Below are 26,005 nucleotides of genomic sequence, written 5' to 3' on the forward strand. Positions count from 1 at the left end.
ATTTAATCGGTGTCAATTAAATAGTTACTAGTCTAAAGCAATCCAATTGTTTGAAAATTTAGCGTCGCCAAAAGTTAATTCTTTGGCGATGAGCTCAAGAGTTATTTTCATTGGAATGTCAGTAGTGCTTGTAAACTGCTCATGGTAGTTAATACAAAAAGCTTTCTTAAAATCAAGTTCTTTCATTTTGCTCAAGGCATCACGGCGATAAAATATAATTTTCCCGTCTTTGGTCAATTCGCTGTTTAGCATCCAAGAAAGGAATTTGGTGTTTTGTGTAGCTTCTATTATTAATTTGATAGCACCACCTTTTGGATCTCCAATTGGTTTTCCTGTAGTGTCTGTCCCTTGTTTGAAATCAATATTAAATTCGAGTACATTGTACTCTTCTCCGTCAACATGGAAGGTGGATAAAAAACTCATATTTTATAATTTTAGATTTTGCATTTTAGATTCAAAAAAGGGGAATGCTAAAACAGTATGAAATAGGGCGAAATGTGATTGTAATACAAAAAGGAAGTCCATAAAATAGACTTCCTTTAATAGGTTCAAGCTTAAAAAAGTTTGACAAAGTCTATCGGATTATACCCAAGCATTGTCAAATTCTCCTCCACCCATTGCAATTTTGCGAGCAGAAATCATAAAAGTTTCTGTTAACGGATTGTCACCAGTGTGGTCAAAGTTTTCTTTGTACTTCACCATGTAAGCTTCTGTGAACTTCAATTCTTTTAGAGTTGCGTTTGAATCGCGTTTGATGAATTTTACTGTACCATCTTTTCTTTCGAAATTGTTGGTCATCCATTCGAACAATTCAGTTCCTCCAGTAGATTCAACCTCTACCATGATTCTTCCTCCACGTGTTACTGTAGATGGACGCCCTGAAGCGTCAGTTTCTTGTGCTAAGTCGTAGCTTACAGAAAGTACTTTGTAATCTTTCCCACCTACGGTCAATGTTGTTGAAAATGACATAATAAAAATGTTTTAGTTATAAATTTATTTATTTACAAAGTAAAACTAGCTAAAAATTCGTACACTATTTTGTAAGAATGTTAATTTTTTGTTAAATGTGATTTTTCTTATAAAAATCAATACTTGAGGAACTTTTTTCGGATTGATTTCTACTTTAAATTTGATTATTTCGATACTAAATCAATTAAAAATGTTAATTTTTTCTTTCAAGTTTGCATACATGTTAGAGATAAATCTTTCAATAATGATATTTTTTTATAAAAAACAAGAGAAATAGGAGTGCATTAGTGTTCTTAAATCGCGTATTTTTACGTAGGTGTTTTGCAAAATAGGCAATAATATTTTGTAAGAATTAATAAGTTTCTGCTGCTTTACTTTATATCCTAAAATAGTTTTAATTAACAACTGATAAACATCATATTTTGACTTGATTTTCTGTTTTAAATTTACTTACAATTTAAAATTAGGGTGTTATGAGACAGCAGGTTCCCGTGTCAACAATTATGACAACAAATATAATTAAACTGACTATTGCAGATGATTTAACAAAAGCGGAGTCGCTCTTTAAGCATTACAAAATTAGGCACATTCCTGTAGTCAACGGAGCAACCATAATCGGAATGCTGAGTTATACTGATTTGTTGCGTATTTCCTTTGCAGATGCAATAGATGATGATGAAGAGGTTGTGGATACCACCGTTTATAATATGTTTACCGTAGAGCAGGTTATGGCCAAAAAATTAATTACCATCACCCCGGATACAACTATTAAAGAGGCCGCCCAAATATTGGCCACTAAAGAATTTCATGCTTTGCCGGTTTGTGAAGACCATTTATTGGTGGGGATAGTAACCACTACCGATTTGATAAAGTATTTAATTGATCAGTACAAATAAGTGTTTACTAAAGAAGAAAGTCCCAATGTCTCTTTTATGAGTATTGGGACTTTTGTATTTTTATACTGTTGTCAATTGTTTTAAATCGGCTACGGTTTGGATAGGGTTTTCAGCTTTAAATACAAAGCTTCCCGCAACCAGTACATCCGCTCCGGCTTCAACCAATTGTAAAGCGTTTTTATTGGTAACGCCACCATCAATTTCTATAAGAGTCGAAGCTCCTTTTCGGGTAATCAAATCTTTTAATTTTTTTACTTTGACATAAGTGTTTTCTATAAACGACTGCCCGCCAAAACCAGGATTCACACTCATGATACAAACCATATCGATATCATTGATTACATCTTCCAATAAATCAACACTCGTGTGTGGATTTAATGCCACTCCAGCTTTCATTCCTTGCGCTTTAATTGCTTGAAGCGTTCTGTGTAGGTGAGTGCAGGCTTCGTAATGTACGGTCAAAATATCGGCACCAAGATCTTTGAATGTCTTAATGTATTGGTCTGGGTTGACAATCATCAAATGCACGTCAACTGTTTTTTTAGTGTGTCTTGTAATGGCTTCAAGAACTGGCATTCCAAAAGAGATATTCGGAACAAAAACGCCATCCATGATGTCAATGTGAAACCAGTCGGCTTGACTGTTGTTGATCATTTCGATATCACGTTGCAAATTGGCAAAATCGGCAGCTAGAACTGAAGGGGCAATTAGTGTGTTTTTACTCATCATTGTTTTTTGTTGCGTAGAGACGTACTGTTGTGCATCTTAACAAATTTGTAGTTTTTTGCAAAATTAGTTTTTTTTAGCGCAAAGGCGCAAAGATTTTTTCAAATTCGCAAAGATTAACGATTTTTTGGGTTTCGGGGAGATTTAAGAAATGAGATTGATGGAGGTCTTAATGGTGTAAAAAATAAAACTCCGGACCCGAGCCTTAAAAAGGCGAATAGTGCGAAGCAAAACCCGAGAACGAAGTTCGAACAGACTGGGGTTTTATTGATAAAAATAAAACTCCGGTAATCAGCCGGAGTTTCAATCATCAATCAAAAAACGAACAGTTAATCAGACTGTTGTTCACGTTGTATTAAAATAGTTAAAATTACTTTTTTAAAAATTTTAATTTGGGGATATTTTATACTAACCTAAATACGTTTTCAAAATTTTACTTCTTGAAGTATGTTTCAATCTACGGATTGCTTTTTCCTTGATTTGACGTACACGTTCGCGAGTTAAATCAAAAGTTTCACCAATTTCTTCCAATGTCATTGGGTGTTGGTCACCAAGACCAAAGTACAAACGCACTACATCGGCCTCTCTTGGAGTCAATGTTTCCAGTGAACGCTCGATTTCAGTACGCAAAGATTCGTGGATTAATTCTCTGTCAGGATTTGGAGACTCACCAGAACGCAATACGTCGTAAAGGTTTGAATCTTCTCCTTCTACAAGAGGAGCATCCATAGATAAGTGACGACCAGAGTTTTTCATAGACTCTTTTACGTCATTTACGGTCATGTCAAGTTCTTTTGCAATTTCTTCAGCAGATGGCGGACGCTCATTAGATTGCTCTAATAATGCATACATTTTGTTGATTTTATTGATAGAACCAATTTTATTTAATGGTAAACGAACGATACGAGATTGTTCGGCCAAAGCTTGAAGTATCGATTGACGAATCCACCATACAGCGTATGAAATGAATTTAAATCCACGAGTTTCGTCAAAACGTTGTGCTGCTTTTATCAATCCAAGATTTCCTTCATTGATTAAATCGGGAAGGGTAAGACCTTGATTTTGGTATTGTTTGGCTACCGAAACTACGAAACGTAAATTGGCTTTTGTTAATTTCTCAAGGGCTCTTTGATCCCCGGCTTTAATTCTTTGAGCTAATTCTACCTCTTCGTCAGCGGTAATAAGGTCAACTTTTCCAATTTCTTGTAAATATTTGTCTAATGAAGCGGTTTCACGATTGGTAACCTGCTTGGTGATTTTAAGTTGTCTCATGTTTCTGTCTCCTCAATTTTTTTAAGTGTACAAGTGGTTATACGTACGGGGTTTCAAAAAAGTTACAAAAGACATATTCTTTTTTTTAAATTAAAATAAAAATACCTGCCCCAAAAAGATTGAGACAGGTAAATCTAACTAATTTAATTGTTAATTGGTCGATTAGTTAATACAAGAAATAGTGCTAAATGGCATAGACTATTTTTTATTTTCATTGGTTTTATTCCATTCCTTCTAAATTGATGATTCGATCGAATATTTGCTTTAAGAATAAAATCATAAAAAACACGCCTGCAGCTAAAATCAAGTGATCAGAGGTGAGCAAAAAAGGTTCGTCTAGGATGTCATATAAGCTCGGTATAATGAGGCATAATGATGCTATAAGTCCAATCCAAGGATTGATTTTGTTAAAAAAAGTTTTGAATTGCATATTTGTTTGGTTGTTAATTTCTAGTCTCATGGTAATTCGGCTTTTTAATTTTTTGGTAGAGTAAAAGTAAAGTGCAAAACATCTTTTTTTTAAAGAAATGTCATGAATGCGTTTTTTACTGTCATGAAAGGGTAGGTTGAATATGTAAATCCACGTTCTGGAATAATCTAAGAAGATTATAAATTCGGAACAGTTAATTGTAAAAGATTTTGAGGAGCGAAAGAATAGGCTTTATTAGCAAGCATTGTTCCTGCACACGAGGCTGAAAGCCGAACTGGCGTAGCAATCCGCTATATTCCGTCCCGTCTCGTCTTTAGGGACGAGACGGGACGCGATGCTGTTTCTACCAGGGCTAAAGAGCCAGCATATTAAATTTTTGCAAAAAAATGCCTAATACTTGGCAGCAAGGAAACACAAACATTCAGGAGAGAATATTTGGGGTATTCAAAAAAGGGGTATTACGATATAATATTCATTTTCTTGATGAAATCTTTGTAGGTATCGCTAAGATTTATTTTGTGGTTTCCTTTGAGGATGACAAGGTTGTCGGCCAAGATGATTTCTTCTATTTTGTCGGTGTTGACAATATAATTTCTGTGCGTTTTGACGAATTTGTCCTTGTCGAGAAGTGCGCTGATTTTGGTTAATGAAATCAGGATGACAAATTTTTCTTTCTCGGTGATAATGTTGCAATAGCGTTCCTCCACTTCTATGTAGAGAATGTCTTGTAACGATACTTTTTTTAGTGCATTTTTCTTTTTGATGAACAGATAATCATTACTGATTACAGTATCCTGATCTTCACTCAAAAAGACATTGGTCTGCTCGTAGAATTTTTCGACAGCCATTTCAAGGGCGTAAAGAATTTCTAATTCATTGAAGGGTTTCATCAAAAAACTGAAAGGCTTCGTTAGTTTGGCTCTCTCGAAAATCTGACGATCCTGAGAGCTGGTCAAAAAAACAAAGGGTTTGGATGCGTTTGGTACAATGTTGATAGTCTCTGCAAAAGTGATTCCGTCTGGTTTTCCGTCAAGAAAGACATCGATAACAATAATATCCACTGTATTTTGGTAGAATAATGTCAGTGCATCAATATAATTTTTGGCAACGCCTACAATGTTGTATTTATTGGCTAGCAAGACTTTACTCAGTGCGTCACTTTGCTCTGGCGTGTCTTCTATAATAAGTACATTGATGTTATCCATTTTGTTCTGTTTTTGGGAACGTCAATACAATTTTGGTTCCTTTGTTTGGTTCGCTTTCTATGGCTAGCTTTCCTCCATTTTTCTTAATCATTTGTTTGCACAATTGCATTCCTAACCCCGTTCCTATAATCTCCGAATTGCTTTTCTTGGCCAATAACTCATTGTCTTCAAGCAACTCGTTTATGGTGTCTTGGCTCATTCCTAAACCGTTGTCCTGAATCACAAGTTGACAAAAATTTGTATTTGTTTCTGTCGTATAAATCCTGATTTCACCATTTTCATTAGAAAATTTAATAGCATTGTCAAACAGGTTGCGCAATACAATTTTTAACGAATCAAGGTCTACGAAGATAAAACTATTTTTGGAAACGGCGTTCTCAAAAGTAATGACTTTATCCAGTAGTAAGGGTTTGTAGTTGTATTCTATTTGTTGAACGATGGAATACAAGTGGACTGAATCTTTATGAAAATATAATTGTTTAGTTTGCAGCAAAGCCCAATGAAGCAAGTTGTCCAGCAAACTGTAGGCGCCGTTTGCAATCGCGCTATTTTGATGTAGGAGTTGATCTAGCTCGTTGTAGTTTTTGGTTTCCAGCGAAGTGGTTAATTTTGCATTGCTGGTTTTTAAGGCATTGACAGAGGAACGCAAATCATGACTCACAATGGAGAAAAGTTGGTCTTTGGTGGCATTGAGCTCGTCTAATTTATTTTTTTGAGTAAGGATTATTTTGCTGTTTTTTACTTTTTGAGCATATATATAAACGCCTCCTATTAGTAGAAATAACAAAGCTAATACTGAATAAAATAAACCATTACGTTGAGTGTCTTTTAATTTGTTCTCTACCTTAAGTACTGAGATTTGTTTTTGTTTTTGTGCTACCGCATATTTTTTTTCGTAATCTGCAAGTGCCCAAACTTTGTTTTGATTATTAAGAGAGTCTTTCCACTTCTCGGATTCTTTTCTGTAGGTTAGTGCTAATTTGAAGTTGCCTCTGTTTTCTTCTACAACAGCCATGTTTTTTGAAGCAATTCTATTTGAGTCAAAATCTTTTATTTCTTTTGAAAGGTTATAAGCTTTTTTAAAATAGAAAATAGCTAAATTGTCTTTATATAGCTCGTAATATAAATTAGCAAGATTAGTATATGAAGTGCAAATTCTTTCTTTGTTTTTAGTTTTTATATTTAATTGTAAATTTTTAATTAAAAATTCTTCGGCTTTCTTGTATTGCTTTAGAAAAATATATGTGGTACCAACCCCTGTATATATATCTGCTAAAAAAGTAACTTCTTTTTGGTTAATTGATTGGTTTTCTGCTAATTTAAAGAAAAAAAGAGATTTTGTATATTCTCTTGATTCTAAAAAGGAAGCGCCAAGAAAATAGTATTTGACAGATTTAAGAGGAAATTTATCTGACACTAAGAATAATTCTTTTTGAGATTCTTTATGGAGTTTTTTGTTGAAAAAACTTACTCCTCTAAAATGATGACAATAATCTGCTATTTTCCTATTATTGCTAGTACTTAATTGTTTCATTGAATACAATAAAGTAGAATCCCAATCTTTTTTTAAATAAAAAGATTGGGCTTTAACAAAATTGATTTCTCCTTTATATTCTATTGCTTTTTGCTGGAGTATTTTTTTTTCAAATGTATTGTTCTCTTTCGATTGTGAAAAAAGGAAAAAAGGAATTATTAGAATAAAGTAAAAGTAATAATTGTTGAGTTTTAAATTCATTTTAAGGAATTTTGGTCTCCGTTCCTCTTGAAGTCTCAGGATCTAAGTTTACCATATAGGACATAATAGTAGTAATATCTCCAACAGTAGGCGAGGTGTAATCTAGTTCTACATACCACACATCACATGTTTCTGGGGTTTCCATAGAAAAATCGTAATCGTAGTTGATAGTCAAAACACCATCTTTTTCTGTAGGGGGTTCTACAACAGGAGCGTCTGGAATTTCGGAGTTCATGTATACTGTTGCTCTTACTTTTATGGTTAAAGGACCTCCCTTTGGGGTGTAGAATTTTGCAGAAACCAATGGGGCTACTGGGTAATTAACTTCAGCTGGCTCAAGGAAAGTAAACGGTAAAGTGTTAATCTTGGTGGTTTGGATGGTTGGGTAAGGGGTAAAGGATAGTTCTTTTGTAGAATCACACATAGTTGTTTTTTTAATTGGTTAATAGATACTAATTTTCACGTTAAAGATATTTTTTTTCTTTGAATAAAATGTATTGGTTTTATTATTTTTTTGAATTATTCGCTTTGAATTGTATAAAATAGTAATTGTTGCTGAGTTTGTTTAAACGCAAGGAACACAAAGGTTTACGGAAGGGACGCAAAGTTTTAGTTTTGTGTGTTGGTTTTGGCCACAGATTTGACGGATGGAACGGATTTACACGGATTTTTTAAAATAGTTGTTTTGTGGAATTTAATGCAAAAGGCACTACCCTTTATGTGTTGAGAAGTGTGATTGGGATACTATTTTTAGGTATGAATTTCTCGCTTTTACGATTGCGTGAAGGATAGGAATAAGCTACCAAAGTAGCATGGATAGCCCGACCGCGTTGAGGGGAGGGGCTTTGTAAGCGGTGCTATTGGTAAGCCCCTTTACTCAACGGGGTCATGCCCTAATAATTTTTATTTGGATTAAAAAACCCCAAATCAAATTAATGAGTTGGGGTTTTGGGGGTATTTATTGTACTTCAAAAGTGTCTTTTAGCGAGACCGGTATGCCTTGGTCTGTGAAACCTTCGAGTGTAATCTCAAATGTTCCTGTTACATCCGAAGTGTAAAAGGATATGGGGTTTTCATTGCTGGCTAAGGTAAGTTGAGGAAGCCACAATAATTGATAGCGATAATCTGGAATTCTTTCGTTTTTAGATTTGTCGGTATAGTCTGGGGTGTAATACTCTTTTTTTAGTGATGGTCTTAAAACTGATGCATCAAGAATATAGGATCCGGATTGCTTACTGACAAAATCCTGAGTTTTTGTGGTAAAACTGATGATGCCGTTGAAAGCTTTTGGGCCAAGGTAATATAGTCCGGGAATCACACTAATTTTGGATATATTTTTCATGTTGTATTCAAAAAGTTCATTTGTGTCCTGTAAAAGTAATCCATCAATAAGTACTAATGCGGGTTCTGGAGATTGAGTATAAATACTAACATCTCTTAAATGTAAAGTGTATTTTTTATCTTTTTGCTCATAATACATTTCTTTTACAATCTCAATAGCTGTTTCTTTTAGCGTAGGAAATCGTGTATAGTCATCAAGAACATATTCCTTGGCAATTGGCTCGTAAAAAGCATTTATTGATTTTGTTTTTAGAATACTATCTGTTTTATTGCTGTAATAAGCATTTTCAATTTGACTGGCTATGGATCGATTAAGTAACGTTTCTGAAAGAGCAGGTGTCAAACTTATACTGGGTTGAAAATTGAGTTTTGAATAATCAACTCCAGAAGTGTTGTCTAGTACCACCGTGTAATTTGAACGTTTGTCATCTATAACTTGGATGTTTACTGCTGAGTTGTAGTAGGGTTTGTCAAGATTGAAAATGAAATTTCCATTTTTATCAGTTTTCACTACTTTGAAAGCAAATGTTTTTCCAGGAATTGATAAACCGATATTTATATTTTGGATATCGTTTGGATTGTTTTTGCAAGTGATCTTACCGCTAATCATTTCGCCTCTTAATTCAGGTAAAGTAATTTTATTGCCTTTATTTATTGGTTCTATTTTTGAAACTATTTTTGAAAATTCTTCAGCAGAGGTTTGTTTCGTTGAAGGTAAATCTTCTAGTTTTCTAACAGAGAAGGAATAATTTCCATTTTTTGCAATTTCATTTAAGGTTGCAACATTAACGTTTACTTGTTCTCTATTTGTGAATGCTTTTTTATTTAAATTGAGTTTTAAATAATCATTTTGAGTTATTTGAATTGGTATTGCAGTAGATGTTTCAGCTGCGGTATTGACAGCGGCAACGCTTGCTGCAGTTTGGTTTTCCGCTGTTTGAAATGGATTGATAATAACAATATCAATTTGGAAAAAAGGTGCAACAGTTTGGTTCAGCATCCAGTTAGTATAGCCAAGGAGTTTGTAATTACCTGTTTTTATTGTGGTAGGCACGAAATAATCGCCTTGGCCTCTAGTGTTTTCAAGATAAATTTTGTTTTTGAAAACCGTTTTTTTGTCACTGTCCACAAGTTCCACGTAAGCTATTTTACTAACATTACTTGGTGTTTTGTTGGATAATTTTAGGCAATTAAGTTTATAGTAAAGCGTCTCACCAGTGACAAATGTTGTCGCATTTGTACTTAGAAATACGGTTTCATCACTATGAAAATTTTGCTTTTCACTGGATGAGTTGATTTGCTGGGCAAATGCCGGTTGCTTGTTAACCATAGTTAAAACTAGGAGCAGGGTGTATTTTAAATTTTTCAAAATATATAAGATTTTATTAGATGTATTTTAATCTTCCCAAAATAAAGGTTTAATGTTTGATGAAAATGAAGTGCAATCTCCACATTCAATATTGACCATATGATAATTTATACCTTCGTGAAATTGATATGCTAATTTATTTAGTTCAATGCCTTGAATTAAATCTGCACCTCTGCAAGGATCGGGACCAAAACAAAGTGGATATACATCTTGATCACAATTGGTATAGTATGGTGGTGCTAATTCTCCTGGAAATAATTCTTCATAATTAAAATATATTCTTTTGGATGAAACTGAAGCGACATCGAAAAAGCCAATTATTTTGTCATTTTCATTGTTTACAGATTTCACATTGCCGTTTATAAAGCCGGGTTGGGTAGGATATAAAATACTTCCGGAACCGGATATTTTTTTTAAAGTTGTGTAATAAGTGTATGAAGCTAAACTTTCTACGTATTGTTTTACCAAAATACTATACCGATGTGTAATAATATAATTTTGATCACTAACAAAACGTACTAAAAAGTTAAGCCGGGCTTCATTTAGATTGTTAGTATTTGTTAAAAGTAGTTCTGTATTCTTTTTTGTACTATAACAAATTCTGGTGTTAGTTGGGTTTGGGATAATGCCGATTGTAAATTCGGTCAGTGCAATTGATTTGCTAGGAACCCATTTTGGAGCAATTATTTTATAGGTTTCTTCATATTCATAACGGTAATATTTTGCAGTATTTGTCGGGTCGTAACTGCTTACTCTAATACCAACGCCCCTTAAACTGTCTTTCGTTTCCACTGCTGCTTTAACCTCCTGCATAGCATTTATGGGAGTAAGTGTTTCGGTTGAAGATTCAAAAGTTCTGCCATCACTTGTTTTAATGTTTAATCTATATTCCTTGCCTGAAACGGCTTGGAATTCAGTTGTAGAAATGTATTTTCCTGACTCTTCTTTAAAGTCATATTGAATTCCAGTATTATCAGTAATAAAAACTTTTGCACCCTTTTCTATTTGAATCTCTTTGTCCTCAAATCGAGCCGTTTTCGTTAGTGTTATTTCTTGTTTTTTGAGTTCATTCGTTATTGTTGCTTCTACGACCAATGCTTCTTCATAGGTATTGGTTTCCAATATATACGGTTCAGTACATCCATTCAGTAGAAAGGAAGACAGTATTAAAAAGATAATCCCATTTAATACAATAGATGTTCTTTTACACGCTATTGGTGAAGAACTTTTTTGGTTTTTATTTTGATTGTAAGTAGTCATTTATTTTTAATTCGTTTGCTTTCTTTAATCTTCCCAAAAAGAAGGTTTTATATTTGAGCCAATTTTTGTACAGTCACCACAAGGAGCATTAACCCAATTTGGGCTACCAAAATAGGTTACTTTACCTAATCCGATGTCGTCTATAAGTCCATCTTTATGAGTGCAGGGTTGTTCTCCATAGCAAAATGGGGTACAATCCGTATAATAATGTGGGGGAGCCTCACCCGGAAATAAATCGATGTAATTAAAATAAATTCTTTTTGTTGATACCGAAGTTACATCAAAATAGCCAATTATTTTATCGCTAGGATTATCTACGGATCTTAAATTTCCATATAAAAAACCAGGCTGATTAGGGGATAATAAACTTCCGGATCCAGAGAGTTTCTTTAAAGTGCTGTAATAAGAATAGGAAGCTAAGTTTTCTACATATTGCCGAACCAAAATGCTATAGCGCTCCATAATGATATAATTCTGGTTGCTGATGAATCTCACGTTAAAATCGACGTGATTATCATTTAACTCCGCTGTGCTTGTCAACAAAATTTCGGTTGATTTTTTTGTATTATAACAAATTCTAGTGTCAGGTGAATTGGGAATTAAGGCGTAAGTTGGCTCTGCTCTAGGGTTTCTTGGATCAGCAGGAACTACAATTGCTTTATTTAAATTCCAACTGGGAGCAATAATTTTATAGGTTTCCTCATATTCATATCTATAATATTTGGCTTCGTTTGTTGGGTCAAAACTTGTCACTCTAATGGCAGCTCCTCTAATACTGTCTTTTGTTTCCGCTGAAGCTTTTACATCTTGCATAGCATTTATTGGAGTAAGTGTTTCGGTTGAAGATACAAAAGATCGACCATCATTGGTATTAATATTCAATCGATATTCCTTTCCTGGAACTGCTTGAAATTCCGTTGTAGAAATATATTTACCAGATTCTTCCTCGAAATCATATCGAGTTCCAATCTCGTCAATAATAAAAACATCGGCACCCGATTCTATTTGTGTTGCTGTATCTTCAAATTTAGAAGTTTTAGTTAAGGTTATCTCTTGTTTTTTGAGTTCATTAGTAATAGTGGCTTCAACGACTAATGCTTCTTCGTAAGTGTTTGTTTCTAAGATGTAGGGTTCAGTGCAACTATTTGTAGTAAAACAGATTAGGAACAAGAAGATTGTTTTGTTAAAAGACACAGTTATTTCTTTACGCTCTTTTTTGGAGGTAAATGTAAAATCTAAGGCTATTGGTTTGCTTCTAGATTTTGAAAATAAATATGTAATTAATCTACCCAAAATGCTGGTTTTATGTTAGAGCCAATTGTAGTGCAATCTCCGCAGGGAGCCGGATATATATGATAAAGAATTCCTTCGTGGAGAGAATAAGTCATTTTATTTAAAGCAAAGTAATAAGCTAATTCATTTCCATAACATTCTGGCGCACCGAAACAAAATCGAAGTACCTGCTCATCGCATTGTGTGTAGTAAGGAGGTAAGGGATCGGTAGGAAATAGATCAATATAATTAAAATAAATTCTTTTTGAGGAAACAGAAGCCACATCAAAATAGCCAATTATTTTGTCATTTGGATTATTTACTGATTTCAAATTACCAATTACTAAACCAGGTTGTAGAGGTGATAATACAGACTCTGTCCCTGAAATTTTTTTTAATGTTTTGTAGTAGGTATAAGCAGGTAGGTTTTCGACATATTGCTTGACTAAAATGCTATAGCGATGTGATATAATGTAGTTTTGGTCACTGATAAAACGAGGGACGAAATCTACTCGGTCTTCACTTAATTCATTAGTGCTTGTAAGTATGATTTCAGTGTTTTTTTTGGTACTATAACAAATTCTAGTGTTAGGATCATTAGCTATTATTTCTAATGTTGGGTCAGCACCATTTACGCCATCTATGGTAATCGCTTTTTTTAAACGCCATTCAGGAGCAATAATTTTATACGTTTCTTCATATTCATAACGGTAATATTTAGCTGTATTTGTTGGATCGTAACTGCTTACTCTAATGGCTACCCCTCTTAAACTGTCTTTTGTTTCTACTGCTGCTTTTACATCCTGCATTGGGTTTATTGCAGGAAGAGTTTCAGTTGTTGATACGATCGTTCTGCCATCTTTAGTATTGATATTTAATCGATATTCTTTTCCTGGAATGGCTTGAAATTCTATTGTAGAAATATATCTACCCGATTCTTCCTCGAAATCATATCGAGTTCCAGTATTATCTGTTATAAAAACGTCAGCTCCCTTTTCTATTTGGGTTTCCTTGTCTTCAAAACGGGAAGTTTTAGTTAAGGTTATTTCTTGTTTTTTGAGTTCATTGGTTATGGTGGCTTCAACAACTAAAGCTTCTTCGTATGTGTTTGTTTCTAATATATAGGGTTCAGTGCAACTATTTATCGTAAAATAGATTATCAGTAATAGAATTGTTTTATTAATAGGCATAGTTATTTGTTTACGCTCTTTTTTGGAGGTAAAAGTAAAATCTAAAGCCAATAGTAGGCTTTTAGATTTTGAAACTAAATATGTAATTAATCTACCCAAAATGGTGGTTTAATGTTTGATGAAAAAGTGGTGCAATCTCCGCAGGGAGCAGGGTATATATGATAAAGAATTCCTTCATGGAGAGAATAAGTCATTAAATTATTTGCAAAATAATAAACTAATTCATCTCCATAGCATGGCGGTGGTCCGAAACAAAATAAAAGTGCCTGCTCGTCACATTTTGTGTAGTAAGGAGGTGGGGGATCTTTTGGAAATAAATCTATATAATTAAAATAAATTCTTTTCGAAGAAACAGAAGCCACATCAAAATAGCCCATTATTTTGTCATTAGGATTATTTACCGATTTTAAATTCCCATTTAGGAAACCAGGTTGTAGAGGTGATAATATACTCTCCGTTCCTGAAATTTTTTTTAACGTTTTGTAGTAGGTATAAGCAGGTAGGTTTTCGACATATTGCTTGACTAAAATACAATAGCGATGTGATATAATATAGTTTTGGTCACTGATAAAACGAGGAACGAAATCTACTCTGTCTTCATTTAATTCATTAGTACTTGTAAGTATGATTTCAGTGTTTTTTTTGGTACTGTAACAAATTCTAGTGTTAGGATCATTAGCTATTACTTCTAATGTTGGGTTAGCGCCATTTACACCATCTATGGTAATCGCTTTTTTTAAACGCCATTCAGGAGCAATAATTTTATAGGTTTCTTCGTATTCAAAACGATAATATTTGGCGGTATTAGTAGGGTCGTAACTGCTTACTCTAATGGCAACACCTCTTAAGCTATCTTTTGTTTCTACAGCTGCTTTTACATCCTGCATTGGGTTTATAGCTGAAAGGGTTTCAGTTGTTGATACGATCGTTCTGCCATCTTTAGTATTGATATTTAATCGATATTCTTTTCCTGGAATGGCTTGAAATTCTATTGTAGAAATATATTTACCCGATTCTTCCTCGAAATGATATCGAGTTCCAGTATTATCTGTTATAAAAACGTCAGCTCCCTTTTCTATTTGGGTTTCTTTATCTTCAAATCGGGAAGTTTTTGTTATTGTTATTTCTTGTTTTTTTAGTTCATTGGTTATGGTGGCTTCAACCACTAATGCTTCTTCGTATGTGTTTGTTTCTAATATATAAGGCTCAGTACAACTATTAAAAATGAAGCATAATAGTAGTAAGGAGAAAAGATTAGATGTTATTTTGATTTTCATTATTTCAATTAAAATTTGAAATTATAGGTAATACTTGGCACAGGTATTGAAAAGATTGAAGTTTTGAAAGCTTTAACTTTTCCGTCACCATCAGTCACAAAATAAATAGAATAAGGATTTGCTCTCCCCAAAACATTATAAACAGAGATGTTCCAAAAACTATGAGCCAATTTTTTTATTTTATGATTTCCCTCAATGTTTATACCTATGTCTAAACGATAATAATCTGGAATACGAAATGCATTTCGATCACTATATAACGTATAGTTTGCATTATTGTATATATAGGTTCCAATAGGGTAGGTAATAGGCCTTCCAGTTTGGTAAACAAAATTGGAAGAGAGACTGTATCTTTTAGTAAACTTGTAGTTTAAAATAGCACTTACATCGTGAGGTTTGTCATAATTAGCTGGGAAATAATTTCCATTATTTACTTTTTCTTCACTAAACTGGCTATCCAGTTTTATGAAAGTTCTAGAGTAGGTATATCCCAACCAACCGTTTAATCGTCCAAACTGTTTTTTGACTAAAAATTCAATACCATATGCTTTTCCTTCTCCTTGCAAAAGTTCGGTTTCAACATGCTCATTTAATTGCAGTTGAGCACCGACTTTATAATCTAGGATGTTTTTTGATTTTTTATAATAGCTTTCTAAGCTAACTTCATATAAATTGTTATCGAAATTCTTGAATATACCAATCGAAGCTTGTTGCGCTGTTTGTGGTTTTATATTCAAATTCGACAGTATCCAAGTATCTGTAGGTGATTGTGTGACATTACTAGATAGTAAATGAATATATTGGCTGGTTTTGTCGTAACCAGCCTTAATAGATAAATCGTCAGTTAGTAAATATCGGGCAGCTAAACGTGGTTCAAAAGTTCCGTAAGTGGTTGCTACTTGGTTGTTGCCATAATGCTTAGTTTCAATAACCGTTGCATCATTTAGTGGAAGGTTAGGAGCATAAACTCTTTGATCTGTTTCACCCAAAGAAGCATATAATGAATAACGTAAGCCTAGATCTACAGAGAATTTGTCATTTATTTTATAACTATCTGAAACATAAAGTGCCGATTCCAACCCTTTTTCCTGTGCAATTTCTATTGGTTTTAGTGTGGTGTTAGGGTTGGTAGGATTCAAAAAGCCTGGGTAAACATTGTATAGTTTACTTGTTAAACCATATTGAAATTTATGTTTGTCACTATATAAATAGTTGAATTTTAATAATAGTTGTGTTTCATTTAGTTTATATCCTGACACAAAAGCATTTTTTGCAGTTGTATCGAAGTCAATGTCGAATTTGTATTCGCTATTGGTTAAAATTACGGCTGCTTTGTTTTTAGAATTAAAAGAATGATCCCATTTGATAGAAGCAAGTCTGTTACTATAAGAATAAATAGAATCAGAACTAAGGCTGAACTTATCATGGCTATAATAAAGAGTAGACTCTAGGAAGTTGTTTTTATTTAAAGCATTGTTGTATTTTAATATTCCATCATAAAAACTGGCTTGGCTATTGGCCAAATCGTCGTTTTTTAAAGATTTTAAAACCCAATCAGAGTAGGTTGCACGACCACCAAAAAGGAGGCTGGATTTGTTTTTCTCTAAAGGCACACTTACACTTAAATTTGATGTTATTGGGCCAATTGCTCCTTCACCAGTAATGGTTTCAGGATTTCCGTTTTTGGTAGTTATATCAAATACAGACGATAATCTTCCTCCTAAATCGGCAGGAATGCTTCCTTTGTAGATGGTTGCTTTCTTTGCAGTATATGGATTTATAGAAGAGAAAAACCCTAAAAAATGTTGAGGATTATAGAGTACAGCATTGTCAAGAAGAAATAAGTTTTGATCATCTTTTCCACCACGCACATTAAACCCTGCAGATCCTTCACCAGTGGTTTTAACCCCGGGCAATGTAGTCGCCACTTTTAAGATATCTCGTTCTCCAAGTATCAATGGCATATTTTTCATAGCTTCTATGTCTATGGAAATTACACCCGAAACAACTGATTCTACAGCTTTTGATCCTTTACCTTTTATAAATACTTCATCTAGCTGATTTGAATTTTCGGCTATATTGATGTTTAGTTCTCCGTTATTGTAAACCACCAATGTCTTTACCACCTTTTTGTGACTTAAGGATCTTGTTTCTATTATGTTTGTACCCGTTGGAAGTTTTAAGGAATAATTTCCATCGTTATCACTAATTGTACTTATGTTTTTGTTTCGGACTTTAATAACAATATTGGATTCAGGTTTCCCAGTTGTCGTGTTAATTATTATTCCGGTTATAGTACAGAATTTAGCATCTGTTGTTTTTGTTTCTTTTCCAATAAAAACTACTCCATTATTATTCTTGGTGTATGATTTGTTTATAGAATCATACTGCTGATAAAAAACAGGTTTTCCAGTTAAATCATTAGAATCTTTATTACTATTTTCAGTTTTAATCGCTCCAAAATAATTGGTAGCCAATTTTTCATGAATAACATTATTTTGAGTCAAAATAATCTTGTTTTTTGTAACATAGAAGTTTAAAGAGGTGTTGTTAAAGATGCTCTCTAGAAGAGTTGTGATTGTAACGTTCTTATAACTTCCAGAGATTAAACTTTTATCAGAATCCATCCATTCCTTTTCAAAATAAAAATGATAAGGAGTAGTAGCTTCTATAGTTTCTATAGCTTTTAATCTATCTACATTTTTGAATTCAAAGGAATAAGTGTCTCCAGTTTTTTGTGCTAATAAAGAAAAATGAATTAAGGCTGTGAAAAGGACGAGTAATATTTTCCTCATTTTTATTATTTTGAATTATTTATTGAAAAATCATAAATAGAAATCATTAAACTATTTATAAATTGTTTGTAGTCAGTTGTGCTTAGGTTTCTATTTTTTTGATAAAAGACATTGATATTCTTCTTGTTTTCCGGAAATATTTTTACAATACTAGCCTTGTTGTTTATTTCATAGAATTTATTGTTGTATTCAATGTAATATTGATATTTTTCATGGAATGAATAATAAACACCTTCCTCGTTGATTTCTTTAAGAATATCTTTGTGGTGTTTAATGAATAAATTAAATTTTTTGCCAATTTTTATCATCTCATAATATCCAGAAGTAAAATCGGATAGTGCGGTTTGACTCTTTGTTATTTTGATAAAATTAATCCCGTATATCGAAAAAGAATCTGTTTTGTCTTGAATTAGACCAATTCCAATATGCTCAGGCTGTTCAGGTGGGTTTAAAATCAATTGATCTTTGTAAATATCGTATTTTAATTTTGCATTAAAATAGGATTGACCATCATAAACTAGATTTCCAATAGTGTATTTGTTATTTTTGAGGAACATATTGTTGTCTCCAATGGTTTTGTAGGGGTTTAAAGCGAGGGGGCCATTATTTAGCCCAAGATTTTCTTTTCCAACAATGGAATCAAATTTAGTATATAATGTAATTTCAGAATTGGTTTGGGATTGTGCTTTAAAGGCACTGCTTGTAACTATAGTCAATAATACTATAAGTTTAATCTTTGATTTTCTAAATTGCATTTTTTTATAAATGGTTTTTTATAGTTGGTTTTTAGCTAATAGATGATTTTAAGCTTAATTTTAGAAAAATCATACATTTTTTTATAAAATTAATATTTAATCTTACAAAAGCAACACGATTTGTTATATTTTTTAATTTTTATTAAATTCTAAAATAAAAGCCAGAATAAATAGTATTTGAAAAATTGTTTGTGATAATATGTGAATTCCGTATAGTTTCAATTTAGGCCTGAATTTATAATGTATTTATTAGTTATTTAATAGATTGCGATAAGTTAAAAAAGTTGCGTTAATAAATGTTGTAAATTGAAAAACCCCGTTTCACATACATGAAACGGGGTTTTCTTTATAAATAAACCTTTAGTAAACTTAAGATCTGATTACTCTTTTTTCTCCTCACGTGGAGGTCTTTGTAAAAGCGCTTTTCTAGAAACTTTTTCTTTTCTAGTTTTTGGATCAACACCAAGGTATTTTACCATAAATACATCTCCCATATTTACAACATCGGTAACGTTTTCTGTACGTTCCCAAGCTAACTCAGATACGTGTAGTAAAACTTCATTTCCTGGAGCAGCAGTATATTCTACAACTGCACCAAAATCAAGCATTTTAATTACTTTAACTTCATATGCTTCTCCCATTTGTGGTTTGAAAGTTATGGATTGGATTTTTGCCAATACCGCTTCAATTCCAGCAGGATCTGTACCTAAGATTTCGATTACTCCTTCTTCGTTTACTTCGTTTATAACGATTGTTGTTCCAGTAGCTTTTTGTAATTCTTGAATCACTTTTCCACCAGGTCCAATTAATGCTCCAATAAAGTTTCCAGGAATAGTTCTGGTGATGATTTTTGGAGAATGTGCTTTAACGTCTGCTCTTGGAGCGGCAATAGTTTCAGTCAATTTTCCTAAAATATGCATACGACCTTCGCGGGCTTGGCCTAAGGCTTGCTCCATGATATCATAACGTAATCCATCAATTTTGATGTCCATTTGGCAAGCAGTAATACCGTCTTTTGTTCCTGTTACTTTAAAGTCCATATCTCCTAAGTGATCTTCATCTCCTAAAATATCTGAAAGTACAGCGAATTTTTCACCGTCAGTGATTAATCCCATAGCAATTCCGGAAACTGGTTTTATCATTTGAACTCCAGCGTCCATCAAAGCCATTGTTCCAGCACAAACAGTTGCCATAGAAGAAGAACCATTAGATTCCAATACTTCAGAAACAATACGAATTGTGTAAGGACAATCTGCAGGAATCATATTTTTCAAAGCTCTTTGAGCTAAATTTCCGTGTCCTACTTCTCTTCTTGAAGTTCCTCTTAGTGGTTTTGCTTCACCAGTTGAGAAAGGAGGGAAGTTATAGTGTAGGTAGAATTTCTCTTCACCTTGTTCAGATGGAGAATCTATTTGGTTTGCTTCTCTTGAAGTTCCTAAAGTTACTGTAGCCAAAGCTTGAGTTTCTCCACGTGTAAACAATGAAGAACCGTGAACTCTTGGTAAATAATCAGTTTCACACCAGATTGGTCTGATGTCAGTAGTTTTTCTTCCGTCTAGACGAATTCCTAATTCTAAAACTACATTACGAACAGCTTCTTTGTTTGTTTTGTAGAAATATTTAGAAACTAAATCACCGTCAGCAGCTAATTCTTCTTCAGTAAATAAAGCTTTAACTTCTTCTTTTACTTCAGCAAATGCAGCGCTTCTTTCGTGTTTAGCTGATCCAACTTTTGCAATAGCATAAATTTTATCGTATGCTGCAGCTTTTACTTTTTTGTAAATTTCTTCGTTTTCTTTCTCTCCTTCGTAAGTACGGATTTCTTTTTTACCAAAAGCAGCCTGTAAACGCAATTGAGCTTGAATTTGAACTTTAATTGCTTCGTGTGCAAATTTAATTGCTTCCACCATTTCAGCTTCTGAGATTTCTTTCATCTCACCTTCAACCATCGCAACAGAGTCCATAGAAGCTCCAATCATCATATCGATGTCAGATTTTGCTAAGTCTTCTCTACTTGGGTTAATTACAAATTTTCCGTCGATACGTGCAACACGAACTTCTGAAATTAAGTTGTAAAATGGAATGTCAGAAACAGCTAGTGCTGCAGAGGCAGCTAAACCAGCTAATGCGTCTGGCATAACTTCTTCGTCATGAGACATTAACTGAATCATAACTTGTGTTTCAGCATGGTAATCATCTGGGAAAAGCGGACGCAAAACACGATCAACTAATCTCATTGTCAATACTTCGCTGTCGCTTGGACGAGCTTCTCTTTTGAAGAAACCTCCAGGGAAACGACCTGCTGCTGCAAATTTTTCGCGGTAATCTACCGTTAAAGGTAAAAAATCTACCGCTGGGTTAGCGCTACGTGCTGACACTGCTGTTGCAAGTATCATTGTGTCGCCCATTCTTACTACTACAGAACCATCTGCTTGTTTAGCTAAACGTCCTGTCTCGATTGTGATGCTTCTTCCATCACCTAAATCGATTTTTTCTACAAATAATTGTGGAATCATAAATTTTTTCCTTATTGGTTATACAATGGGTTCTAGTTGTGTTGTTAGTTGTAGTTGTTGCGTAGTTAATGCCTAAAACCCAATGAAAAACCAAACTTTTTTTAATGTAAATATCAATCTTTTCAAATTAATATCGAATTTAAGAATTTAAAATATAACTTCTAAACTCTAAAATAAAAAAGAGGCACTCTCGCACCTCTTTTATATATTGATTATTTTCTAATACCCAATACTTTGATAATCTCACGATATCTGTTGATCTCTGTTTTCTTCAAGTAATCCAACAAAGCTCTTCTTTTACCTACTAACAGTACCAATGAACGCTCTGTATTGAAATCGTGACGATTTTTTTTCAAGTGCTCAGTAAGGTGGCTAATTCTGTAAGTGAATAACGCGATTTGACCTTCTGCAGATCCTGTGTTTTCTGCTTTTCCTCCGTGTTTAGCGAAGATTTCTTCTTTAATCTCTTTAGTTAAATACATTCGAATATTATTTAATGATTTTTATGTATGTCTTACATCTATTATAAGACGGGTGCAAAAGTAATGCAAAATATTGAAATATTCAAAAATTAAATGATTAATTGCCTTTTGAACCTTTTCAATCTTCTAAATTTTAATACAACTTTGCAATCTCCTCATTTACAAATTCCAAGAAGCGTTCATCTTCTTCTGTAAAAGGATCAATTACATGACTGTCTATGTCTATTTGGCCAATGTTTTCTCCATTTACAAATAGAGGGACAACGATTTCAGATTTTACAGTAAAACTACAAGCGATATAATTGTCCTGAGCACTTACATCCGGAACAACAAAATTATTGTTGGAAACTGCTACTTGTCCACAAATTCCTTTTCCAAAAGGGATAACTGTATGGTCAGTTTCTGCACCTACGTATGGACCTAGATGAAGTGTTTTGGCTTCGTGATTAGCAAAATAAAATCCTACCCAGTTGTAGTAGGAAATGGAATCGCTCAAAAGTTGGCAAACTGCTAAAAGTTTTTCGTCTCTTGAGAGAATTGTGTTTAATGTAATTTCGCTTACTTTGGGCTTTAATTCTTGAAAAGTCATATTCTGGTATTTTTTACAAAAGTATTTAAAGCCAATTTTAAAAATTGTATAAATTTGTTAAAAATTTAATTTTGAAAAAATATTTCGTCCAGTACAAACCTTTTTTGTTTTTTCTTGCTAGTTTTTTCGGCACTTATGTACTGCTTACCTTGCTTTATCAGTTCTTTTTGAATGGTTTTGAAAATGAAAAAGTAGATGAAATAACACGAATGGTGGCAAAAAATACAGAGGAAGTTATTTCTTGGATGAATCAATCGAGTTATATTGTGGAAAGTGATATTACTCCTGTTTTTACTATATTTTTTCAAAACCGAAGTGTTGCCAAGATTGTAGAAGGCTGTAACGGAATCAGTGTCATTATTTTATTTGTTTCTTTTATTGTGGCATTTTCGGGAAGCTTAAAAAACACGTTGCTTTTTATTTTTGGCGGAAGCCTCATAATTTATATTCTAAATGTACTTCGAATTGCGGCTTTGTCAGTTTTACTGTATTATTTTCCTAATCAATCCCATTTATTGCACGGTGTTCTTTTTCCATTGATGATTTATGGTTTGGTTTTTATTTTATGGGTGATTTGGGTGAATAAATTTTCTAAATATGCTAAATAAATTGCTTCAAAATAAAACTGCAGTTTTTGTTATTACGACCTTTGTCTTGCTATTGGTGCTTATTAGGATGTTTGAAAAGCAATTGTTCTATGATCCTTTTTTGTTTTATTTTGAAGGAGATTATATGAAATTGCCCTTACCCAAGTTCGATGGTTTACAATTGTTTTTTGGATTGTCTTTTCGTTTTTTATTGAATACGATACTTTCTTTGGGGATTCTTTATTTCCTTTTTAAAGACAAACAAATGATTGCATTTGTATCCATCTTGTACTTTTTTTTATTTGTTCTGTTAATTGTCACTTTCTTTTGTATTCTTCATTTTTTTAAAAATCAGGAAAATTTATTGCTGTTTTACGTACGCCGTTTTTTGATACAGCCTTTGTTTTTAATTCTCTTTTTACCAGCTTTTTATTATCAAAAGTTAAAGAATTAGTAATGCTTTTTTCTTATCTTTAAGACAGATTTGGACTTATGTAATTGTCAAATTTATTAAAGATGAAAATTGTAAAACATTCTGGGGATATTGTTGATTTTAACCGTTCAAAATTAAAACGATCTTTGCTGAAATCAGGCGCTTCTCCAACTATGGTTGATGATGTTTTGCAATTGATAGAAAAAGAAGTTTATGAAGGAATTTCTACCAAGCATATATATAAAATGGCTTTTGGATTTCTTAAAAAAATCTCGAATTCGAATGCCGCACGATATAATTTAAGAGAGGCAATTCGATTACTGGGACCTGCAGGTTTTTTTTTCGAAAAATTTATTGCCCGACTTTTTTCTTCTGAACACTATGAAACCAAAGTTAATATGATTTTATGGGGCAAATGCGTTTCACATGAAGTTGATATTTTACTTAAGAATAACAATATTATTACGATGGTGGAGTGTAAATTTCATTTAGGTAGAGACGCTGCCACTGATGTAAAAGTTCCAATGTATATTTTATCTCGATTTAATGATTTGAAAGAGAAAAAACATGAAATATTTTTTAAAAATGATGTTATTTCAAAATGTTGGATTGTTAGTAATAACCGTTTTACAGCTGATGCGATTGATTTTGCAAAATGTTCTGGTCTTGAATTGTTATCTTGGGATTACCCTCCAGCCAATAATTTAAAAACAAAAATAGATAGGCACAGCTTATATCCCATAACCTGTTTGACGACTTTGACACTTTCTGAAAAAGAGAAATTATTGATTTTGGATGTTATTTTGGTTTTGGAAATTGTCAATAATAGAGATGATTTGGAAAAAATTGGGTTGAGTCCCAATCGAATAAAAAATGTTATAAAAGAAGCGTCTGAGTTATGTGGATTTATATAGTTTTTTTAAAAGAGGCTAAGATTCTAAGAGACTAAGACGCTAATAATTTTATCTGGCAATTTAAAAGTGGCTGATTTTCAAACTTTTAAACTTAGCATCTCAGAATCTTTCACTATTAATATAAATTGAATTAAAATGAAGATTACATGCATTGGAGGAGTAGGAACAGTTACGGGGTCCAAAACTTTGGTCGAAAGTAACGGCATTCGAATTTTGATAGATTGCGGACAATTTCAAGGATTAAAGTCTTTGCGAGAACTTAATTGGGAGCCCTTGCCAATTTTGCCTTCAACCATAGATTTTGTTTTGTTAACCCACGGTCATTTGGATCATTGTGGTTGGTTGCCACGATTAGTAAATCAAGGTTTTGAAGGTAAAATATATTGCACTAGTCCAACAAAAGATGTTGCTAAGCTGATCCTTTTGGACAGTGCTAAAATTCAAGAAGAAGATGCCAGAATTGCCAATGAAGGAAAGTTTTCGAAACATGAAATAGCGGAGCCACTTTATACAGTAGCTCAAGCCGAAAAGGTTTTTCCTCATTTTAGGGTAATTAATCCAAATGAAAGTGTTGTATTGGATGCCGAGATTGAGGCTGTTTTTACCAATGCTGGACATATTTTGGGGGCTTGTACGATTGAACTTCGGCTTGAAAATAGAATTGTTGTGTTCTCTGGTGATATTGGAAGGGATAATGACGTATTGATGTTTCCGCCCACAAAACCTAAAAAAGCTGATTATATTTTCCTTGAAAGCACTTACGGTAATAGGCTTCATCCGGCTATCGACCCTAAAGTTGAATTGGAAATGTATATCAATAATACGGTTCGAAGCGGCGGAACGGTCATAATTCCAAGTTTCGCAGTTGAGCGATCCCAAAGTATAATGTATTTACTTTGGCGATTGAAGGAAGAAAATAAGATTCCTAATATTCCTTATATTATTGATACTCCAATGGGTATAAGTATGCTGGAACTTTTTACAAATAACAGAAAATGGCATCGTCTGCATCAGGATGAGTTTACCGCCATGTGTAAAATGTTTACCCTGAATTCAGATTACCAAGAAACCATAGATACCATTTATAATAAACAGCCCAAAATAGTGATTGCCGCCAGTGGTATGGTTACTGGAGGTAGGGTTTTGAGTTACTTGGAACGGTATATTGGTTTGCCTGAAACGACCATAATCATAATTGGTTATCAAGGAGAAGGTACTCGCGGAAGAAAATTGCTAGAAGGTGCTACTGATATAAAAATACACGGAAGATACTATCAGGTAAAAGCCAAAGTCGTTGAAATAGAAAGTTTGTCAGCTCACGGTGACCAAAAGGATTTAATTAACTGGCTTTCGGATTTGGAGGAGGCTCCAAAAAAAGTTTTTTTGGTACATGGTGAAAATGAACCCGCCGATGAATTAAGAATCAAAATTCAAGAAAAATATGGTTTTGAATGCATTGTTCCTTTAATGGGTCAGGAGTTTGAATTGTAGGTTTTTATTATCTTTTAAAAGTTTAACAAGAATTTGATTTTTTAGAGTTAATAATAATGCTAATTTTGCACAATGCAATTCAAAAAACACATAAGTATATTTCTAGCAGTCTTATTGTTGGTTTCCAATATAGGTTTTGCGTTTAATGTGCATTATTGTGGAGCCGAGATTTCCTCAGTTTCTTTGAATTCAACTTTGTCATCAATACAAGTTGAAAAGGGTTGTTGCGAAAAAAAAGTAGTCAGTAAAAAAGAAACTTGTTGCAAAGATAAAAAAGTAGTCATTCAGAAAAAAGGAGATAATGGTGTTATTAAATCATTTTCTTCCCAGATGGATTATGCTTTTGTGATTCCAGAAACACATTCGTTTGTTTTTACCGCTGTCGACAATTTTAAAAATAATTCTGCCACTTCTTATTATTGCGATGCAAACGCACCGCCACTTTTCAAGCTGTACAGCCAATACCTCCTTTACGATAAATTATAATGTCTAAATTAAGTT

24 protein-coding genes are annotated in these 26,005 nt (G+C 33.2%); 6 read left to right on the forward strand and 18 right to left on the reverse strand.

The features are described from left to right. Positions 1–27: 27 nt before the first annotated feature. Both tssD (DOS84_RS09870) and tssD (DOS84_RS09875) read right to left on the reverse strand, forming a co-directional pair. Positions 28–423, reverse strand: a complete 396-nt coding sequence (gene tssD / locus DOS84_RS09870) for a type VI secretion system tube protein TssD (protein ID WP_111409950.1) — start codon at positions 421–423, stop codon at positions 28–30. Positions 424–582: 159 nt separating this feature from the next. Further along, positions 583–969 carry a type VI secretion system tube protein TssD gene (gene tssD / locus DOS84_RS09875; protein ID WP_111409951.1) on the reverse strand — a complete coding sequence of 129 codons (387 nt, stop codon included), beginning with the start codon at positions 967–969 and terminating at the stop codon, positions 583–585. A gap of 473 nt (positions 970–1,442) precedes the next feature. On the opposite strand from tssD (DOS84_RS09875), the gene DOS84_RS09880 reads away from it, so the two are divergent. Then, positions 1,443–1,865: a CBS domain-containing protein gene (locus DOS84_RS09880; protein WP_111409952.1), complete on the forward strand. Its 423-nt coding sequence runs from the start codon at positions 1,443–1,445 to the stop codon at positions 1,863–1,865. A 60-nt stretch (positions 1,866–1,925) separates the two neighbouring features. On the opposite strand, the gene rpe is transcribed toward DOS84_RS09880, so the two are convergent. The 16 genes from rpe to DOS84_RS09960 form a co-directional block, all read right to left on the reverse strand. Further along, positions 1,926–2,594 carry a ribulose-phosphate 3-epimerase gene (rpe, locus tag DOS84_RS09885; RefSeq protein WP_243636353.1) on the reverse strand — a complete coding sequence of 223 codons (669 nt, stop codon included), beginning with the start codon at positions 2,592–2,594 and terminating at the stop codon, positions 1,926–1,928. Positions 2,595–2,999: 405 nt separating this feature from the next. Next, positions 3,000–3,863, reverse strand: coding sequence for a sigma-70 family RNA polymerase sigma factor (locus tag DOS84_RS09890; RefSeq protein ID WP_007804760.1), 864 nt, complete (start codon positions 3,861–3,863; stop codon positions 3,000–3,002). Positions 3,864–4,083: 220 nt separating this feature from the next. Further along, entirely contained in the window at positions 4,084–4,323 is a 240-nt protein-coding gene (locus tag DOS84_RS09895; protein ID WP_111409954.1) for a hypothetical protein, read from the reverse strand. A gap of 428 nt (positions 4,324–4,751) precedes the next feature. Next, positions 4,752–5,498: a LytR/AlgR family response regulator transcription factor gene (locus tag DOS84_RS09900; protein WP_111409955.1), complete on the reverse strand. Its 747-nt coding sequence runs from the start codon at positions 5,496–5,498 to the stop codon at positions 4,752–4,754. Beyond that, the gene (locus tag DOS84_RS09905) at positions 5,491–7,233 is read right to left on the reverse strand and encodes an ATP-binding protein (RefSeq protein ID WP_165830420.1); all 1,743 of its coding nucleotides are present in this window, start codon (positions 7,231–7,233) and stop codon (positions 5,491–5,493) included. Before DOS84_RS09905 ends, DOS84_RS09900 begins: the two co-directional genes overlap by 8 nt. A gap of 1 nt (position 7,234) precedes the next feature. Next, the gene (locus tag DOS84_RS09910; RefSeq protein ID WP_111409956.1) at positions 7,235–7,657 is read right to left on the reverse strand and encodes a hypothetical protein; all 423 of its coding nucleotides are present in this window, start codon (positions 7,655–7,657) and stop codon (positions 7,235–7,237) included. A gap of 534 nt (positions 7,658–8,191) precedes the next feature. After that, positions 8,192–9,943 (reverse strand): hypothetical protein, encoded by a 1,752-nt coding sequence (locus DOS84_RS09915; RefSeq protein WP_111409957.1) that lies wholly within the window; start codon positions 9,941–9,943, stop codon positions 8,192–8,194. Between the two features lie 27 nt (positions 9,944–9,970). Continuing rightward, entirely contained in the window at positions 9,971–11,203 is a 1,233-nt protein-coding gene (locus DOS84_RS09920) for a DUF4249 domain-containing protein (protein WP_111409958.1), read from the reverse strand. Positions 11,204–11,227: 24 nt separating this feature from the next. After that, the gene (locus DOS84_RS09925) at positions 11,228–12,496 is read right to left on the reverse strand and encodes a DUF4249 domain-containing protein (RefSeq protein ID WP_243636354.1); all 1,269 of its coding nucleotides are present in this window, start codon (positions 12,494–12,496) and stop codon (positions 11,228–11,230) included. Further along, the gene (locus DOS84_RS09930) at positions 12,484–13,716 is read right to left on the reverse strand and encodes a DUF4249 domain-containing protein (protein ID WP_243636355.1); all 1,233 of its coding nucleotides are present in this window, start codon (positions 13,714–13,716) and stop codon (positions 12,484–12,486) included. Before DOS84_RS09930 ends, DOS84_RS09925 begins: the two co-directional genes overlap by 13 nt. A gap of 35 nt (positions 13,717–13,751) precedes the next feature. After that, positions 13,752–14,942 (reverse strand): DUF4249 domain-containing protein, encoded by a 1,191-nt coding sequence (locus tag DOS84_RS09935; protein WP_111409959.1) that lies wholly within the window; start codon positions 14,940–14,942, stop codon positions 13,752–13,754. 8 nt (positions 14,943–14,950) lie between these two features. After that, positions 14,951–17,737, reverse strand: coding sequence for a TonB-dependent receptor (locus DOS84_RS09940; RefSeq protein WP_111409960.1), 2,787 nt, complete (start codon positions 17,735–17,737; stop codon positions 14,951–14,953). A 5-nt stretch (positions 17,738–17,742) separates the two neighbouring features. After that, entirely contained in the window at positions 17,743–18,453 is a 711-nt protein-coding gene (locus DOS84_RS09945; protein ID WP_124020630.1) for a hypothetical protein, read from the reverse strand. Between the two features lie 419 nt (positions 18,454–18,872). Beyond that, positions 18,873–21,008, reverse strand: coding sequence for a polyribonucleotide nucleotidyltransferase (locus DOS84_RS09950; protein ID WP_111409962.1), 2,136 nt, complete (start codon positions 21,006–21,008; stop codon positions 18,873–18,875). 212 nt (positions 21,009–21,220) lie between these two features. Beyond that, positions 21,221–21,490 (reverse strand): 30S ribosomal protein S15, encoded by a 270-nt coding sequence (gene rpsO / locus DOS84_RS09955; protein ID WP_077374687.1) that lies wholly within the window; start codon positions 21,488–21,490, stop codon positions 21,221–21,223. A gap of 133 nt (positions 21,491–21,623) precedes the next feature. Further along, positions 21,624–22,079, reverse strand: coding sequence for a GAF domain-containing protein (locus DOS84_RS09960; RefSeq protein ID WP_111409963.1), 456 nt, complete (start codon positions 22,077–22,079; stop codon positions 21,624–21,626). A gap of 71 nt (positions 22,080–22,150) precedes the next feature. Here DOS84_RS09960 and xrtF point away from each other — a divergent pair, with 71 nt between their 5' ends. From xrtF to DOS84_RS09985, 5 genes are all read left to right on the forward strand, one after another. Beyond that, positions 22,151–22,687 (forward strand): exosortase family protein XrtF, encoded by a 537-nt coding sequence (gene xrtF, locus DOS84_RS09965; RefSeq protein WP_111410021.1) that lies wholly within the window; start codon positions 22,151–22,153, stop codon positions 22,685–22,687. Next, a complete protein-coding gene (locus DOS84_RS09970; RefSeq protein ID WP_111409964.1) occupies positions 22,677–23,120 on the forward strand; it encodes an exosortase F system-associated membrane protein in 444 nt (147 codons plus the stop codon). Before xrtF ends, DOS84_RS09970 begins: the two co-directional genes overlap by 11 nt. Positions 23,121–23,182: 62 nt before the next feature. Beyond that, a complete protein-coding gene (locus DOS84_RS09975; protein ID WP_111409965.1) occupies positions 23,183–24,013 on the forward strand; it encodes a restriction endonuclease in 831 nt (276 codons plus the stop codon). Between the two features lie 135 nt (positions 24,014–24,148). Beyond that, positions 24,149–25,504, forward strand: a complete 1,356-nt coding sequence (locus DOS84_RS09980; RefSeq protein ID WP_111409966.1) for an MBL fold metallo-hydrolase RNA specificity domain-containing protein — start codon at positions 24,149–24,151, stop codon at positions 25,502–25,504. 72 nt (positions 25,505–25,576) lie between these two features. Next, positions 25,577–25,990, forward strand: coding sequence for an HYC_CC_PP family protein (locus DOS84_RS09985; protein ID WP_111409967.1), 414 nt, complete (start codon positions 25,577–25,579; stop codon positions 25,988–25,990). Positions 25,991–26,005: the final 15 nt, after the last annotated feature.

The sequence above is a fragment of the Flavobacterium aquariorum genome (genome assembly GCF_003254745.1).
Classification (GTDB): domain Bacteria; phylum Bacteroidota; class Bacteroidia; order Flavobacteriales; family Flavobacteriaceae; genus Flavobacterium; species Flavobacterium aquariorum.